Below are 14,681 nucleotides of genomic sequence, written 5' to 3'. Positions count from 1 at the left end.
GCCGCGTCCTTCGATGTTCCGGATTTCTTGTTCATCTTCGCTCCATAATGGCTGCGATGAACCAGAAATACTCCGTTACGAAAACCGAAAATCTGTCCCACAGGCGCTGACGTCAGACAATTTACAGGGGCATATGCTGTTCAGGATGCAAATGCTAGCGCACGGGCGGCGAATTATAATTCATGTATGATTTCGAAAGGATATCAACGCGTCGAATTGCCTTCCTGTAAAAACGCAACCGAAGCAAAAAAAGCAGGTGCAGGCCCATTGACCTCTACTCGCAAAATTGATGTCGGATCAGATAGCTGTTATGCTCTCGACACGCAGGGTCGGATAATTTTCGCAAAACAATAGCTTAATCCTATTGAGACAAGGGCCCTCTGTGCTTAGGCCCCTTCTGCTTCTCTGTCTGCTTACGGGGTTACGCTCGGGCAAAGCCTTAGGGTTTAGGTGGCGGCAGAGCAGAAAATGCCATGCAGGAGTTCTGAAGCGGTGCGAAATCGTAACCGCTTCATCAGCCCTGAATCGGATATCAACATGATACGGATCATCTCGTTTCTGCGAAAGCTTATTTGGCCGACACTTCTCACTGCCTCTCTCGCGTTGAACTTGGCCATACTGATGAGCACGACTGCCTATGGCATCGCATCATCACTCATTTCGGCGATTGCGGGACCGCGTAGCGTTGCTATGAAATCAGCAAGCGAGTTCGCCGACCTTTCGGACAACCTTAACAGCGAACGACGGATCAACCGTGAACTGCGCACTGAAGTTGCGGATGTTTCCGGTGACTTAGCAGCAGAGCGAAAAGCGAAGAAAGAAATCGAAGAAAAACTGGTCAAGTCCAATGCCGACCTTGTCAGTGAGAGAAAGACCAAACGTGAACTAACGGGGCAGCTCCGAGGTGTTGAGGCAGACCTCGCAACCTCGAGAGCAGCGGCCAGAAAGGCCAAAGATTCTGTCAAGCGGGCGTCACGGAAGGTTGTCGCGCGAGCTGCTAAGGCTGGAGCTAGGTCGACCTCATCAATGGCTGGAAAACTGGTTCCAGGGCTTGGTACAGCCGTGATCGTTGGAGCCACTGCACTTGAGGCGAAAGATCTCTGCGACACAATCTACGATATGTATGAGCTTGAGCATCTATTCGACCCCAGCTCGAAGCCGACTGAAGATGAGCTGACAATTTGTGGTTGGCAACCGCCTTCCCGACAAGAGCTGTCTGACGCCATTGCGGCTGCCCCAGAGGAGGCCCTCGAAAAAGGCAATGAGGTGCTCGCTTACGCGCAAGAACACTGGCCCAGCATTGATGATCTCCGAAATATCGAAATGCCCGACATAGACTGGGCGGAGAAATGGGCGCAGACTAAGTCTGCAGCCGGCGGTGTTGCCTCAAGCGCGGCGGATGGCGCTGGAAAGCAACTCAGGAAGCTCAAGAATTGGGCATGGGGTGCGGACGAAAAGGTGGAAGCAGAGCAGTGAGTTACCCTGAACAATCAGGACCACTTCTGGGACCGCTTTGTGCTGCCCCGGTGGATGGAGGGGGCCAATAATCAATCAGTTAGAGTATTATTAGATTGCCTCTCCTGGGCACCATAAATACGATAAGCCCCTGAGTTTCATTTGAAATTCAGGGGCTTCGTTATTTCCGCCCACCCAAATATCCCCCTAGGATCGGCTGGTGGTCGTCATTTGCGGCGCCATATGCCTGCACGCTTGGGAGACAGGATCAGAGGCAACGGCAGGCGTCGGCAAATGGATCGAGTTCTATAACCGAAAACGCCCCCATTCCGCCCTAGGCGGCAAACCCCCAGCCGTGATCCATTGGCAAAACCAACCCGATCAGTAGGAGCAGAAAGTAGCTTAATTTACGCCAGACCCTGTCCAATAGCTGGGGAGTAGCTTATCGCGCGCGTCGGTGACTGCCTGTTTGCCGATCATCCGGTGCAGGTGAAAGCCGCGTAACGTAAAGTTACAATACAGAACAGCAGTCAAATCACCGGGGGCGCCCCCCTTTCATTTGCGCATGAAGAAGGGGGCCGAAGCCCCCTTGCTTTGTTCTTTACAGGCTGCGCTCGACTTCTTCGCGCTCAAAGATCTCGATCACATCACCTGGACGCACATCGTCGTAGTTCTCGAAGGCCATACCGCATTCCTGACCGGATGGCACTTCCTTGACCTCGTCCTTGAAGCGCTTGAGCGTCTTGAGCGTGCCTTCGTGGATAACCACGTTGTCACGCAGCAGGCGCACACCAGCCGAACGACGGGCCACGCCTTCGGTAACCAGACAGCCAGCGACCTTGCCGACGCCCGTGACCTTGAAGACCTCTTTGATCGACGCGTAGCCGATGAAGTTTTCGCGAATCTCGGCTTTGAGCAGGCCCGAGGCCGCCGATTTGATGTCGTCCACCAGATCGTAGATGATCGAGTAATACCGGATCTCGACGCCCTTCTGGTTGGCCGCGTTCCGTGCAGGTGCATTGGCACGCACGTTGAAGCCGATCACAGGCGCGCCCGAGGCTTCTGCCAGCGTGATGTCGGATTCGGTGATCGCGCCCACGCCCGAGTGAAGCACGCGCACGCGCACCTCGTCGTTGCCGACTTTTTCAAGCGCCTGAACGATCGCTTCAGCCGAACCCTGCACGTCGGCCTTGACCAGAACCGGAAGCTCCGAAACCGACTCATCGGCCTTGGCCTTGGCCATAAGCTGTTCCAGCGTGGTCGCAGCACCGGCTGCGGCGCGTTTGTCCTTGGCGGCCGAGATACGGTAATCCGCAATCTCGCGTGCCTGCGCTTCGGTATCCAGAACGTTCAGGACGTCGCCCGCTTCGGGCGTGCCGTTCAGACCCAGAACCTCGACCGGAACCGAAGGACCAGCCTCGTCAACGCGGTCGCCCTTGTCGTTGATCAGCGCGCGGACCTTACCCCACTGCTCGCCCACGACGAAGATGTCGCCTTTGCGGAGCGTGCCGTGCTGCACCAGAACGGTTGCCACCGGACCGCGGCCCACATCGAGCTTGGCTTCGATAACAGCACCCTGTGCGGCGCGGTTGGGGTTGGCCTTAAGCTCAAGGATTTCCGCCTGAAGCGCGATGGCTTCGAGCAGGTTGTCCAAACCCTTGCGGGTTTTGGCCGACACTTCAACGGTCTGCACTTCGCCGCCCATCTCTTCGACGACGACTTCGTATTGCAGAAGCTGGGTGCGGACCTTTTGCGGGTCCGCGTCGGGCTTGTCGCATTTGTTGATCGCGACGATCATCGGAACCTGCGCCGCCTTGGCGTGGTTGATCGCTTCGATCGTCTGCGGCATGACCGAGTCATCCGCTGCAACCACCAGAACAACGATGTCCGTCACCTGCGCACCGCGGGCACGCATCGAGGTAAACGCCGCGTGGCCGGGGGTATCCAGGAAGCTCAGCACCGCGCCGGATTCGGTCGTGACCTGATAGGCCCCGATGTGCTGCGTGATGCCGCCAGCTTCGCCCGAAACCACGTTGGCTTCGCGGATCGCGTCCAAGAGCGAGGTTTTGCCGTGGTCGACGTGGCCCATGATCGTGATGATCGGCGGGCGCGACTGGAGGTCTTCGGCCTTGTCCTCGACGGTGTCGATGACCTGCTCCACGTCCGCATCCGAAACGCGCACGGCTTTGTGGCCGAATTCCTCGATCACAAGCTCTGCGGTATCGGCGTCGATGGTCTGGTTCGCCGTCACCATCATGCCCATTTTCATAAGCGATTTGACAACGTCGGCAACGCGCTCGGCCATACGGTTGGCGAGTTCCGAAACGACAATCGCCTCGGGAAGCTGAACGTCGCGCACCATTTTCTCGGCACGCGAGCTGCCGCCAACGACTTTCTGGCGCGCTTTTTCCTGCTTGCGCTTCATCGCGGCGAGCGAGCGCTGGCGGCCTTCGCCACCTGCCATCGCATCGCTCAGCGAGAGCTTGCCCGAACGGCGGCCATCTTTGCCGCCACGGTTATTGCGGTCGTCGCGGTCACGGTCAGTGCGCTCGCGGTCGGTTTTGCGCGGACCTGCGGCAGATACGCCCTTGGTCTCGGCGCGTGCGGCAGCGGCTTCGGCGGCAGCCTGATCCTGCGGCGTCGCCGGAGCGGCTGCCTTCGGAGCGGGCTTGCGGACCTCTTCCTTCTTCTTCTCGCGCAGCTCGGCCTCGCGGGCTTTACGGGCCTCTTCCTCTTCCTTCAGGCGCAGCGCTTCCTCACGGGCACGCTCTTCGCGCTCTTTCTCTTCGGCTTCGCGGCGACGACGCTCACGCTCTTCCTCGCGGGCCTTTTCTTCGGCTTCGCGGGCGGCAGCCTCTTCGGCTTCGCGGGCTTTGGCAGCCTGAAGGGCGCGCAGGCGACGCTCCATCTCGGCGTCGGAAATTCCGGCCGGGCGCTTTGTCGGCGCGCCGGGTTTCGGCTTGCCGCCAGCCGCAGCGCCGGCAGCACCGGTTGCAGCCGCACCCGGTTTGGGCACGACCACTTTCTTGCGCTTGGTCTCAACCACAACATTCTTGGTCCGCCCGTGGCTGAAGCTTTGCTTCACCTGACCGGGGCGCGAACCGCCAAGACCGAGGGTTTTTTTGCCGTCGTTGTCGCTCATGCCGTCTTCGTATCCTTATTGGCGGACTTTCCGCCCTCTTGCTTGCGCATCGACGCAAGCTTTGCTGCTTCCTGGATGACGCTCTTGGTGAGTCCACCTGCCGCAAGCGCGCCGTGTATCGCACGATCGCGTCCGAAAGCCAAACCCAATTCCGAACTCGTCAGGCAGCCGAACCAACGCCCGCCTTCGGGTGTCCACAACTTGCCTTTTCCCCGATCCGATCCGTCCGTTGCCTGGAACAGAACCTTGGCGCGACCTTCTGCCAGCCAGCCTTTGACCTTTTCGAAGCCAGCCACCGCGCGGCCGGACTTGCGAACCAGAGAGATAAGCTCAACAACCCGTCTTGCCAGGCCGTCCTCGACCAGATCAGCCAGATTGTCGGGCGCCTTGGCCTGGGCCTTCGCGCCACGCGAGAACATGCCCTTGGCCACGGCCTTTTCGATCAGCGCACGATCCGCAGTGACCCAGATCCCCCGACCGGGCAGCTTTTCTGCCAAGTCGGGATAGATCATGCCATCCGGCCCCAGAACAAAGCGCACAAGACCGGCCTTGGGCTGCACGTCACCCGTGACGATGCAGCGCCGTTCCGGCTCATCCCTGTCCTTTGTCTGTCCACCGCGGGTCATAGGCGCGCCTCCGGGGGGTTAAACCCCGACCTCCTCATCGCCGTCGAACTCGGCCTCATCGGCCTCGCTTTCGGCTTCAAGCTCTGCCGGATCAACCCAGCCAAGCTGGATGCGCGCGGTCATCACCAGCGTCTGCGCATCTTCAAGCGACAGATCGAACGGCTCAAGAATACCGTCGTCCTTCACGCGCTGACCATCGACCGTGGTCCAGCCGCCAGCAAGCTCCCAGTCCGCGCAGGTTGCGAAATCTTCAAGCGACTTCACGCCATCCTTGGCCAGAGCCTCGATCATCTGGGGGGTCAGACCCTCGAACGCGAAGAGCGAATCCTCGACGCCCAGTTCCTTGGCCGCCTCGATCGCCTTGCGGTTCTGCTCTTCGATCACGTCGCGGGCGCGGGCCTGAAGCTCTTCGGCGGTGCCTTCGTCCACACCTTCGATCGAAAGCAGTTCGTCCACATCGACGTAAGCCACTTCTTCGAGGTTGGTAAAGCCTTCCGAGACCAGAAGCTGCGCGAAGAATTCGTCCAGATCCAGTGCCTCGACGAACAGCTTGGTGCGCACGGCAAACTCGGCCTGACGGCGCTGCGATTCCTCGGCTTCGGTCAGGATGTCGATGTCCAGACCGGTCAGCTGCGAAGCCAGACGCACGTTCTGGCCACGGCGACCGATGGCAAGCGAAAGCTGCTCGTCAGGCACCACGACCTCGATCTTGCCGGCTTCCTCGTCGATCACCACTTTCGACACTTCTGCCGGCTGCAGCGCGTTCACAAGGAAGGTCGCCTGATCTTCGTTCCACGGAATGATGTCGATTTTCTCGCCCTGAAGCTCGCCGACAACGGCCTGAACGCGCGAACCGCGCATACCGACGCAGGCGCCGACCGGATCAATCGAACCATCGTTCGAGATAACAGCGATCTTCGCGCGCGAACCGGGGTCGCGGGCCACGGCGCGGATCTCGATGATGCCGTCGTAAATCTCCGGCACTTCCATCTTGAACAGTTCCGCCATGAACTGCGGATCGGTGCGCGACAGGAAGATCTGCGGGCCACGGGTTTCGCGGCGGACATCTTTGACATAGGCGCGGATGCGGTCGTTCGGGCGATAGCTCTCGCGGCCGATTTTCTCGTTGCGGCGAAGGATTGCTTCGCCACGGCCAATATCGACGATGATATTGCCGTATTCCTCGCGCTTGACGGTGCCGTTGATGATCGTGCCCTTGCGGTCCTGGAATTCTTCGTACTGACGGTCACGCTCGGCTTCGCGGACCTTTTGCAAGATCACCTGCTTGGCCGATTGCGCCGCGATGCGGCCCAGATCAACCGGCGGAACCTCGTCGATCACCTCGTCACCGATCTGCGGATCAGCAAGGTATTGCTTGGCCTGAGCTGCGGTCAGCTCGGCCTGATAGTTCTCGACAGCGTCATCCTCGACCACGGTGCGCACGCGGGTAAAGGTGGCGCGGCCTGTCTTGCGGTCGATCGAGACCCGAATATCCATTTCCGCGCCGTAACGCGACTTGGCCGCACGGGCGAGCGACTCTTCCATCGCCTGGATCACCAGATCCGGGTCGATCATCTTCTCGCGCGCAACGGCTTCGGCCGTTTGCAGCAGTTCAAGCTGGTTGGCAGAGGTAATTGCCATTCTCAGGTCTCCTCGTCGGGGGATTCTGTATCGGTTTCGATATCGTCGAATTGGGTTTCGTCGATGGATTCGGTTGCTTTCTTCTGGCGCAGCATTTCCGCGATCAGATCGTCGGTCAGCACAAGCTTGGCATCCGAAAGCCAGTCGAACTGCAGGCCGATGGTCAAGGTCTCGCCCTGCTCCTCCAGTTCAAGCAAAACTTCGTCGCCTTCGGTGCCACGGATCACGCCCTTGAAACGGCGGCGCCCGTCGATCATTTCCGAGGTTTCGATCTTCACCTCGTAGCCGTCCCACATATCGAAGTCTTTCAGACGCGTCAGCGGCCGGTCGATACCGGGCGACGAGACTTCGAGCGCGTAATTCTCTTCGATCGGGTCTTCGACGTCGAGAACGGCAGAAACGGCGGTCGAGATCGCCGCGCAGTCGTCAACGTCGATCCCGCCCTCGGGACGGTCCGCCATGATCTGAAGCGTCGCGCGCTTGCCGCCTTGCAGACGCAGGCGCACGAGTTCGAACCCCAGCCCCTCGATTGTGGGGCCGACGATTTCGGCAAGCCGCCGGTCAATGGCGGTTTTAGCGATGAGGTCGGTCATCTCCGATCCTTCAAAAACAAAAAAGCGGGCTTAGGCGGCCCGCTGCATCTTTTCGGTGGGCGTCAGGTTTGGACCCTGTCGCGCCGCTGTTGGTCAAGTCCTATAGGCCAGACGCGCCGAGTCTGCAAGCGATATATAAAGCGCTAGTCACGCAGGCGGTTCATCGCCAGAACCAGCGCAGCCGCAATCCCGCGCTCAGAGAGTGCGTGCCCCGCCGCCGGAACCATCCGCAGGCTGGCGCGCGCCCATCCCTCTGCCAGCCGCCAGCTAGACGTCGGCGGGCATATCATGTCGAAACGCCCCTGCACGATGGTCGCAGGGATATGCTCGATCATATGGCGGTCGCGCAGAATTTGCCCTTCCTCGATAAAGCAACGGTTCTGGAAATAGTGGTTCTCAAGCCGCGCGAAGGCGCGGGAATACTCGGTCGGAGCCTCTCCGATCACACCGTCATAATCGACACTGGCCAACGCGTTTTCCCACGTCGCCCAAGCGCGGGCATAGCGCGCCTCGGTGCCGTAGTTCCCGCAAAACAGGCGTTTGTGATAGGCCGCGATCAGATCGTGTTGCTCATCCTCGGGGATAGGCAGGATGAACTGGCGCCAGAGATCGGGGAAAAACCGCGCAGCCCCCCCGCCGTAAAACCAGTCCAGCTCTTCGTGCGTCGCAAGGAAAGTGCCGCGCAGCACCAATGCCTCGACGCGGTCAGGAAACGCCTGAGCATATAACAGCGACAGCGTCGCCCCCCAGCTTCCGCCGAACACGATCCAGCGATCAATGCCAAGGGACTCGCGGATCTGCTCCATATCGGCCAGCAAATGCGCGGTGGTGTTATTCTCGACCCCCGCATGAGGGCGCGAAAGGCCACAGCCGCGCTGATCGAACAGGATGATCCGGTAGTGATCGGGGTCAAAAAAGCGCCGCATTGCGGGGCTGCATCCGCCACCCGGCCCGCCATGACAGACGACAACCGGCTGCCCCGACGGGTGGCCCGATTGCTCGACGTATATCTGCTGCCCGTCGGGCGTTGTCATCATCCTCCGCTCGAACGGATCGAGCGGAGGATAAAGAAATGCCTCCGGTGTGCGCTTTTGACCTGCGGTTCTATCCATGATCGGACTATATAACGCCAAAGCGGCCTCTGCTATGGGGTGCGAAACGAGAGGGTAAGATGGCTCAGGCGACAACGATTGATCCGGCAGAAGTGGCAAAGTTCGAGGCCATGTCGGCGGAATGGTGGGACCCGAACGGCAAGTTCAAGCCGCTGCATATGCTCAACCCCTGCCGTCTGGACTATATTACCACGCAGATCGCCGCGCAGTTCGGGCGCGACCTGACGCAGCCCGAGCCGTTCAAGGGGCTGACGCTTCTGGACATCGGCTGCGGCGGCGGGTTGTTGTCCGAACCGATGGCGCGGCTTGGTGCAACGGTCGTGGGCGCGGATGCCGCGCCGCGCAACATTCCCGTGGCACAGCTTCATGCGGAACAATCCGGCCTTGAGATCGACTATCGCAACTGCGCCGCCGAGGACATTGCCGCCGGAGACGAGCGTTTCGACGTCGTGATGGCGATGGAGATCATCGAGCATGTGTCGGACCCGCAGGGCTTTGTGAACACCTGTGCGGCGCTGCTAAAGCCCGGCGGGCTGATGCTGTGCTCGACGCTGAACCGCAATCCAAAAAGCTTTATGATGGCAATCGTGGGCGCCGAATGGGTGATGCGCTGGTTGCCCAAGGGCACGCATGAATGGAACAAATTCATCACGCCGGACGAGCTTTATGACCTGATCCGCAACGCCGCCCTTGATCCGGTGGACCGCAAGGGCATGGTGTTCAATCCGGTCAGCTGGCAGTGGTCTTTGTCGGACCGCGACCTCTCGGTGAACTACGTCACAGCCGGCGTAAAGCGCTAGGCGACCGCGAACTGCCCCATCATGCCGCCGTCTTCATGTTCCAGAATGTGACAGTGGAACATGAACGGCAGATCGGCGCGGGTTTCGCCCGTGTTTCGCAGCCGCAGCACCGGTCCAAGAAACGACTGGTTGAACCCCCGTGTCATGCTATCGGCCCGCCCGATGAAATTCGTTATCCCCGCCTGCGCGTTCAGAGCAAAGCTGCCCGTTCCCGTTGCATCCACAAGCGGCGGCATCGCCAAGCGGCGCAGAGCGGTTTCTGCACGACCGATGCGAGGCAACAAAGGCAGCGCCGCAAGAGTGCCCGCTCCGGTCAGGAAATCTCGTCTGGAAAACATGGGCGCGGTCCTTTGACTGGGTCGGTTTCCTGATCTAAGCCAAGACAGGGCCGCCAGCGCAACCGGATGGATCAAACGCCACAGATCCCTCGCACACAGTTGAAGCTACAGAAGATCCCAGATCAGCTTGAGCGCAAGCACCGTCGAGGTCGTCACCAGCAAGGGCTTGATAACCCGCGCGCCCACACGCATCGCCAGACGCGAGCCAAGCCGCGCACCTGCCGCCTGCGCCAGCCCCATCGCCAGACCGATCTTCCACCACGGCGCGCCCACGGCGGCAAACCCGATTAGCCCGCCGATGTTCGAGGCAAAGTTCAACAGCTTGGTATGCGCCGTTGCCTTCAACACACCATAGCCCGCCAAAGACACAAACCCGATCATGAAAAACGCGCCCGTTCCAGGGCCGACAAGCCCGTCATAAAACCCGATCACCGGCACAAAGACCGCTGAGAACACAACCGGCGAAATACGCTCTGCGCGATCGGTATCATCCAGCCCTTTGCGCAACGCAAAGAAGACCGCAATCGCGATCAGCACGACCGGCAGCGCATAGCGCAGCCCCTCGGTTGGGATGCGTGCGACCAGCAAAGCCCCGATCAACCCCGCCGCGCCCGATAAAAGCGCGGGCCTGATCTGGCGGCGCAGGTTCACATGCCCCGAAGAGGCGTAGGACCACGCTGCCGTTGCCGCCCCGAACCCGCCCTGCACCTTGTTTGTGGAGAGCGCCTCAAGCGGGCTGGCCCCTGCCAACAACAGAACCGGCAATGTGATCAGCCCGCCGCCCCCCGCGATCGAGTCGATGAACCCGGCAGCAAAGGCCGCCCCGATTAGCATCAGCGCAAGGTCAAGCGAGGTTTCGAACATTCGATGGCTCCGGTCGGTGTCCGCTTTTCATCCGCTGCCATCCGCAGAATGTAAAGAAGCCGCGTGGGGTATTGCCAACTTGTTTGCGGTGCGGCGCTTGGTTAGGCGTTGTGTATGGGGGTTTTGAGGCGAATTTGCGAAATCCTCCACAGAGAATTTTCGTAATGTGTTGCTTTTATTGTGATATTTTGGTGACCCCGACAGGACTTGAACCTGTAACCTATCCCTTAGGAGGGGATTGCTCTATCCAGTTGAGCCACGGGGCCAAAGTTCCACCTTCATACGGTCCGGAGTGCGGTTCGCGCAAGGCCACCTTTTCTTCAACCGCCAGCCTCTTTATCTTTTCCTGACCACAGACCCTCCGCTTAGGTGGATCGCTCCAGCAAGTCGGGCCACGCGGCCTTGATGCGCCCCAATACCTCCGCTTGCAAGCCGCACAAAGGGTGTGCCGGTCTTACTCATCAACGGCATTTCATGCGAGTTTGATTGCAATTCCCCCGCGTGCGGCTTATCTGGACCCCACGTCAGATAAGCATCGCCAGGGGCCCAAGACCGATGAACTGGATCTCGAACTACGTCCGCCCGAAGATCAACTCGCTGTTTTCGCGTCGCGAAACACCCGATAACCTTTGGACGAAATGCTCCGAATGCGGCACCATGCTGTTCCACCGCGAGCTGGCGGATAACCAGAACGTCTGCACGAATTGCGATCACCACATGGCGATCACCCCGCGCGCGCGTTTTCAGGCGCTGTTCGACGGGGGGATCTTCTCCGATGTCGCCGTGCCCGAGCCAATCGCCGATCCGCTGCACTTCCGCGACCAGAAGAAATACCCCGACCGGATGAAGTCCGCGCAGAAAACCACCGGCGAGAAGGAAGCCATGCTGGTGGCCGAGGGCGAGATCGGGCGCACACCGGTTATTGCCGCGGCGCAGGACTTCTCGTTCATGGGCGGCTCGATGGGCATGTATGTCGGCAACGCTATCGTTGCGGCGGCAGAGCGCGCGGTTGCCCTCAAGCGCCCGCTGGTGCTGTTCTCGGCCGCTGGTGGCGCGCGGATGCAAGAGGGTATCCTGTCGCTGATGCAAATGCCGCGCACGACCGTTGCCGTGGAAATGCTGCGCGAGGCAAACCTGCCCTATATCGTCGTGCTGACCCACCCGACGACCGGCGGCGTGACGGCCTCTTATGCGATGCTGGGCGACATCCAGATCGCGGAACCCAATGCGCTGATCTGCTTTGCGGGGCCGCGTGTGATCGAACAGACGATCCGCGAAAAGCTGCCCGAGGGCTTCCAGCGCGCGGAATACCTGCTGGATCACGGGATGCTGGACCGCGTGACGCATCGCACCAAGATGCGCGGCGAGTTGATTACCATCCTGCGGATGCTGATGGGCCTGCCGCCCGCCATCGCAGGCGACCTGCCCGCGCCCGACGCACAGGCATAATTCCGAACAACCGATCTTCTGGCGGGGCCGATGTGCCCCGCCTGTTTCGTATGAGGCCCGATATGGCACAAGCATCCGATGAAATCCTTGCGCGGTTGATGGGGCTGCACCCCAAGATCATCGACCTGACGCTTGACCGGCTGGAGCAGCTTCTGGCCGCGCTGGACCACCCCGAGACCCGTATTCCGCCCGCGATCCATCTGGCAGGGACCAACGGCAAAGGCTCGACCCAGGCGATGATCCGCGCGGGGCTGGAGGCTATGGGAAAATCGGTGCACGCCTATACCTCGCCGCATCTGGCCCGCTTTCACGAGCGTATCCGGCTGGCGGGGGCACTCATCTCGGAGCCTGCGCTGTCGGCGCTTCTGGATGAATGTGAGGCCGCGAATGGCGGCGCGAATATCACCTTTTTCGAAATCACCACTGCCGCAGCCTTTCTGGCGTTTTCGCGCACATCGGCCGATTACACGTTGCTGGAGGTCGGGCTTGGCGGGCGGCTTGATGCGACCAATGTCATCGACAAGCCCGCGCTTTCGGTGCTGACGCCGATCTCGATCGACCACACGCAGTTCCTTGGCGAAACCCTGCCCGAGATCGCGGGCGAAAAGGCTGGCATCATCAAGCGCGGCGTGCCAGTGATTGTTGGCCCGCAAGAAGATGCCGCGCTTGAGGTGATCGAGGCGCGCGCCGCCCGTCTTGGCGCGCCGGTCTTTGCCTTTGGCCAGCAATGGAACGTGTTCGAGGAACGGGGCCGCCTGATCTACCAGGATGAAAACGGCCTTCTGGACCTGCCGCTGCCCAACCTGCCGGGGCCGCACCAGATCATGAACGCAGGCGCCGCGATTGCCGCGCTGCGCACACTTGGCGCCGATGAGGCCGCCTGCGAAGCCGCCGTTACCCGCGCCCAATGGCCCGCACGGATGCAACGCCTGCGCAACGGCCCGCTGGTCGATCTGGCAGGCACAGCGGAGCTTTGGCTGGATGGTGGGCACAATCCGGCGGGCGGCGATGCGGTCGCAGCGACGCTTGCACGGATGCCCGCGCGCCCGACGCATCTGATTTGCGGGATGCTGAACACCAAGGACGTGACGGGCTACATGCGCCCCTTGGTGGATAAGGCCGCAAGCCTTTATGCCGTTGAAATCCCGGGCGAGCCGAACACCCTGCCCGCCTCCGAGACCGAGGCAGCCGCGCGCAAAGCGGGTTTTGGCACCACTGCTTGCGCCGCCGATGTCGCCACCGCGATCGCTGCGATCACCGCGCAAGACCCCGCCGCCCGCATCCTGATTTGCGGGTCTCTGTATCTGGCGGGTCAGGTATTGAAAGAAAACGGCTGACCCGAAGGCCAGCCGGAAAAACAAAGGGGCGGGAAATTCCCAAGCCCCTGGTGATAAATGTTGACGCCTAAAATGATGATCCGGTAGGCTTAACGGTGGCAACTCTATGTGGTTGCCGCCGTTTTTCGTACCACAACAGGCGGTAGGTTTGCCAAAATCGATGGAAAACCCGCTCTCGCAGAAAGCTGCGGAGCCCCCTGAACCTNCCGCTCTCGCAGAAAGCTGCGGAGCCCCCTGAACCTCCTCGGGCGCGGCGGCGTCGCCTGCCAGAACTTGCCGATGGCTTTTCCGTAAACTTCTGTCGCAACACTCTTTGCGAACTGTTCGGAGAACTCCCCGACCCGTTCGACAACAGAGGGCGACCTCAAAAAGGCGTCAAAAACAATCTCGGAAAAGGCGCTGTTGTCGGAGCAGGTAACGAACGCAGCTTCCGATGTCCGGCATGCGGACGTCTCAACGTGTTGAAATCAAACCTTGCAATAGCAGAAGAATACCAAAGGCTGATCAATATTTATAGCCGAACAAAACGGGCACATTGCACGAATGACGCCTGCGAAAACCATGGCAAAGGCATCCAAACTCATGAGCACTGCTACCGCAAATACGGCGCAACAGCGAAGGGCGACCCCAGATATCAGTGCAAGGCTTGTGGCAAAGTGTTTTCGTTCGGGAAGCCAAATCGCAGGCACAAGCGCAAAGACTTGGCTAGAAAAGTGCTTCGAAGCCTCGTAAACGGCATGACGCTCACAGCGATTGCCGAAGTGCATGACGTCCACATTAAGGATGTGTATCGAAAGCTTGATTTCATACATGACGCTTGTCTGGAGTTCGCAAAGGAGCGGGAAAAATGCTTGCCAGCATGCTTCGAAGGGTAGCGCCCCGATATAGCGATGGACACTCAGATCCTTCTGCTGAATTGGTCTGACAGTGGCGTTAGGAAACAAATTCCCGTAAGATATAACTGCACTGTTGAGCGCGAAACTGGGTTCGTGATTGCTGCTACGACGGATGTTGACCCCGAGATTTCACCGTTCGTAGAAGAACAGTTGGCGGAAATCCGTGGCGAGCGCAAAGTCCCGAAATCGATGCGTCAGAATGGTCGTATTTGGTTTGCATCTGATTACTTGGAGTATGTGCGCAAGCGGCATAACAGCATCCGCCTAGTCCCTCATGACGAAGCTGATGCTGTAAGCGATGAAAGCCTGACCTGCTCCCCTTGGTGTCCTCGTTTATTGGTTAGCTCTGTTCAGGGTTTGGTCCTCTCTTGACCGTTGGTGATACTCCCACGGGGTGAGCCCGTCGAGGCTCGAATGTGGGCGGTGAT

Annotated in this window: 13 protein-coding genes, 1 tRNA gene and 1 pseudogene; 6 read left to right on the top strand and 9 right to left on the bottom strand. The window is 59.9% G+C overall.

Annotated features, from left to right (window positions below; genetic code table 11):
- Window positions 1–621: 621 nt before the first annotated feature.
- Together RYZ20_RS15695 and RYZ20_RS15690 are read left to right on the top strand one after the other, a co-directional pair.
- The gene (locus RYZ20_RS15695) at window positions 622–1,476 is read left to right on the top strand and encodes a hypothetical protein (protein ID WP_317675146.1); all 855 of its coding nucleotides are present in this window, start codon (window positions 622–624) and stop codon (window positions 1,474–1,476) included.
- 226 nt (window positions 1,477–1,702) lie between these two features.
- Window positions 1,703–1,843, top strand: a pseudogene (locus RYZ20_RS15690) (integrase core domain-containing protein); the annotation flags it as partial.
- 213 nt (window positions 1,844–2,056) lie between these two features.
- Here the strand turns inward: RYZ20_RS15690 and infB are convergent.
- The 5 genes from infB to pip form a co-directional block, all read right to left on the bottom strand.
- Window positions 2,057–4,597 (bottom strand): translation initiation factor IF-2, encoded by a 2,541-nt coding sequence (gene infB, locus RYZ20_RS15685; RefSeq protein ID WP_317675144.1) that lies wholly within the window; start codon window positions 4,595–4,597, stop codon window positions 2,057–2,059.
- Complete coding sequence (locus RYZ20_RS15680) at window positions 4,594–5,223, bottom strand: RNA-binding protein (RefSeq protein WP_317675142.1); 630 nt, start codon at window positions 5,221–5,223, stop codon at window positions 4,594–4,596. The genes infB and RYZ20_RS15680 overlap by 4 nt, the downstream gene beginning before the upstream one ends.
- Before the next feature lie 18 nt (window positions 5,224–5,241).
- On the bottom strand, window positions 5,242–6,864 hold the full coding sequence (gene nusA, locus RYZ20_RS15675; RefSeq protein WP_317675140.1) for a transcription termination factor NusA: 1,623 nt from the start codon (window positions 6,862–6,864) through the stop codon (window positions 5,242–5,244).
- A gap of 2 nt (window positions 6,865–6,866) precedes the next feature.
- Window positions 6,867–7,457 carry a ribosome maturation factor RimP gene (gene rimP / locus RYZ20_RS15670; RefSeq protein WP_317675138.1) on the bottom strand — a complete coding sequence of 197 codons (591 nt, stop codon included), beginning with the start codon at window positions 7,455–7,457 and terminating at the stop codon, window positions 6,867–6,869.
- A 143-nt stretch (window positions 7,458–7,600) separates the two neighbouring features.
- On the bottom strand, window positions 7,601–8,569 hold the full coding sequence (gene pip / locus RYZ20_RS15665) for a prolyl aminopeptidase (RefSeq protein WP_317675136.1): 969 nt from the start codon (window positions 8,567–8,569) through the stop codon (window positions 7,601–7,603).
- A gap of 59 nt (window positions 8,570–8,628) precedes the next feature.
- Between pip and ubiG the strand changes: the two genes are divergently transcribed.
- A complete protein-coding gene (ubiG, locus tag RYZ20_RS15660; RefSeq protein WP_317675134.1) occupies window positions 8,629–9,369 on the top strand; it encodes a bifunctional 2-polyprenyl-6-hydroxyphenol methylase/3-demethylubiquinol 3-O-methyltransferase UbiG in 741 nt (246 codons plus the stop codon).
- Here ubiG and RYZ20_RS15655 read toward each other — a convergent pair.
- The 3 genes from RYZ20_RS15655 to RYZ20_RS15645 all read right to left on the bottom strand — a co-directional run bounded on the left by RYZ20_RS15655 (window position 9,366) and on the right by RYZ20_RS15645 (window position 10,837).
- Window positions 9,366–9,707, bottom strand: a complete 342-nt coding sequence (locus tag RYZ20_RS15655) for a multicopper oxidase domain-containing protein (protein WP_317675132.1) — start codon at window positions 9,705–9,707, stop codon at window positions 9,366–9,368. The two genes, ubiG and RYZ20_RS15655, sit on opposite strands and share 4 nt — an antisense overlap.
- Window positions 9,708–9,812: 105 nt before the next feature.
- A complete protein-coding gene (locus tag RYZ20_RS15650; protein ID WP_317675130.1) occupies window positions 9,813–10,571 on the bottom strand; it encodes a TSUP family transporter in 759 nt (252 codons plus the stop codon).
- Window positions 10,572–10,760: 189 nt separating this feature from the next.
- A tRNA-Arg gene (locus RYZ20_RS15645) sits at window positions 10,761–10,837 on the bottom strand.
- 289 nt (window positions 10,838–11,126) lie between these two features.
- Between RYZ20_RS15645 and accD the strand changes: the two genes are divergently transcribed.
- On the top strand, window positions 11,127–12,020 hold the full coding sequence (accD, locus tag RYZ20_RS15640; RefSeq protein WP_317675128.1) for an acetyl-CoA carboxylase, carboxyltransferase subunit beta: 894 nt from the start codon (window positions 11,127–11,129) through the stop codon (window positions 12,018–12,020).
- A 62-nt stretch (window positions 12,021–12,082) separates the two neighbouring features.
- Window positions 12,083–13,357 (top strand): bifunctional folylpolyglutamate synthase/dihydrofolate synthase, encoded by a 1,275-nt coding sequence (locus RYZ20_RS15635; protein WP_317675126.1) that lies wholly within the window; start codon window positions 12,083–12,085, stop codon window positions 13,355–13,357.
- Between the two features lie 467 nt (window positions 13,358–13,824).
- Here the strand turns inward: RYZ20_RS15635 and RYZ20_RS15630 are convergent, their stop codons facing one another.
- Window positions 13,825–14,169 carry a hypothetical protein gene (locus RYZ20_RS15630; protein WP_317675124.1) on the bottom strand — a complete coding sequence of 115 codons (345 nt, stop codon included), beginning with the start codon at window positions 14,167–14,169 and terminating at the stop codon, window positions 13,825–13,827.
- Between the two features lie 78 nt (window positions 14,170–14,247).
- Here RYZ20_RS15630 and RYZ20_RS15625 point away from each other — a divergent pair, with 78 nt between their 5' ends.
- A complete protein-coding gene (locus RYZ20_RS15625) occupies window positions 14,248–14,625 on the top strand; it encodes a hypothetical protein (RefSeq protein ID WP_317675148.1) in 378 nt (125 codons plus the stop codon).
- The last annotated feature ends 56 nt before the right edge of the window (window positions 14,626–14,681 follow it).

The sequence above is a fragment of the Pseudothioclava alba genome (genome assembly GCF_033100795.1).
GTDB lineage: Bacteria > Pseudomonadota > Alphaproteobacteria > Rhodobacterales > Rhodobacteraceae > Pseudothioclava.
This window is presented reverse-complemented; position numbering and strand designations above follow the sequence as displayed.

Excerpts from the sequence above, each read along its gene's own strand:
- accD (WP_317675128.1), top strand. The coding sequence starts at position 11,127 with ATGAACTGGATCTCGAACTACGTCCGCCCGAAGATCAACTCGCTGTTT.
- RYZ20_RS15625 (WP_317675148.1), top strand. The coding sequence starts at position 14,248 with ATGGACACTCAGATCCTTCTGCTGAATTGGTCTGACAGTGGCGTTAGG.
- pip (WP_317675136.1), bottom strand. The coding sequence starts at position 8,569 with ATGGATAGAACCGCAGGTCAAAAGCGCACACCGGAGGCATTTCTTTAT.
- RYZ20_RS15650 (WP_317675130.1), bottom strand. The coding sequence starts at position 10,571 with ATGTTCGAAACCTCGCTTGACCTTGCGCTGATGCTAATCGGGGCGGCC.
- RYZ20_RS15635 (WP_317675126.1), top strand. The coding sequence starts at position 12,083 with ATGGCACAAGCATCCGATGAAATCCTTGCGCGGTTGATGGGGCTGCAC.
- RYZ20_RS15630 (WP_317675124.1), bottom strand. The coding sequence starts at position 14,169 with ATGTATGAAATCAAGCTTTCGATACACATCCTTAATGTGGACGTCATG.
- infB (WP_317675144.1), bottom strand. The coding sequence starts at position 4,597 with ATGAGCGACAACGACGGCAAAAAAACCCTCGGTCTTGGCGGTTCGCGC.
- ubiG (WP_317675134.1), top strand. The coding sequence starts at position 8,629 with ATGGCTCAGGCGACAACGATTGATCCGGCAGAAGTGGCAAAGTTCGAG.
- RYZ20_RS15680 (WP_317675142.1), bottom strand. The coding sequence starts at position 5,223 with ATGACCCGCGGTGGACAGACAAAGGACAGGGATGAGCCGGAACGGCGC.
- RYZ20_RS15655 (WP_317675132.1), bottom strand. The coding sequence starts at position 9,707 with ATGTTTTCCAGACGAGATTTCCTGACCGGAGCGGGCACTCTTGCGGCG.
- nusA (WP_317675140.1), bottom strand. The coding sequence starts at position 6,864 with ATGGCAATTACCTCTGCCAACCAGCTTGAACTGCTGCAAACGGCCGAA.
- rimP (WP_317675138.1), bottom strand. The coding sequence starts at position 7,457 with ATGACCGACCTCATCGCTAAAACCGCCATTGACCGGCGGCTTGCCGAA.
- RYZ20_RS15695 (WP_317675146.1), top strand. The coding sequence starts at position 622 with ATGAGCACGACTGCCTATGGCATCGCATCATCACTCATTTCGGCGATT.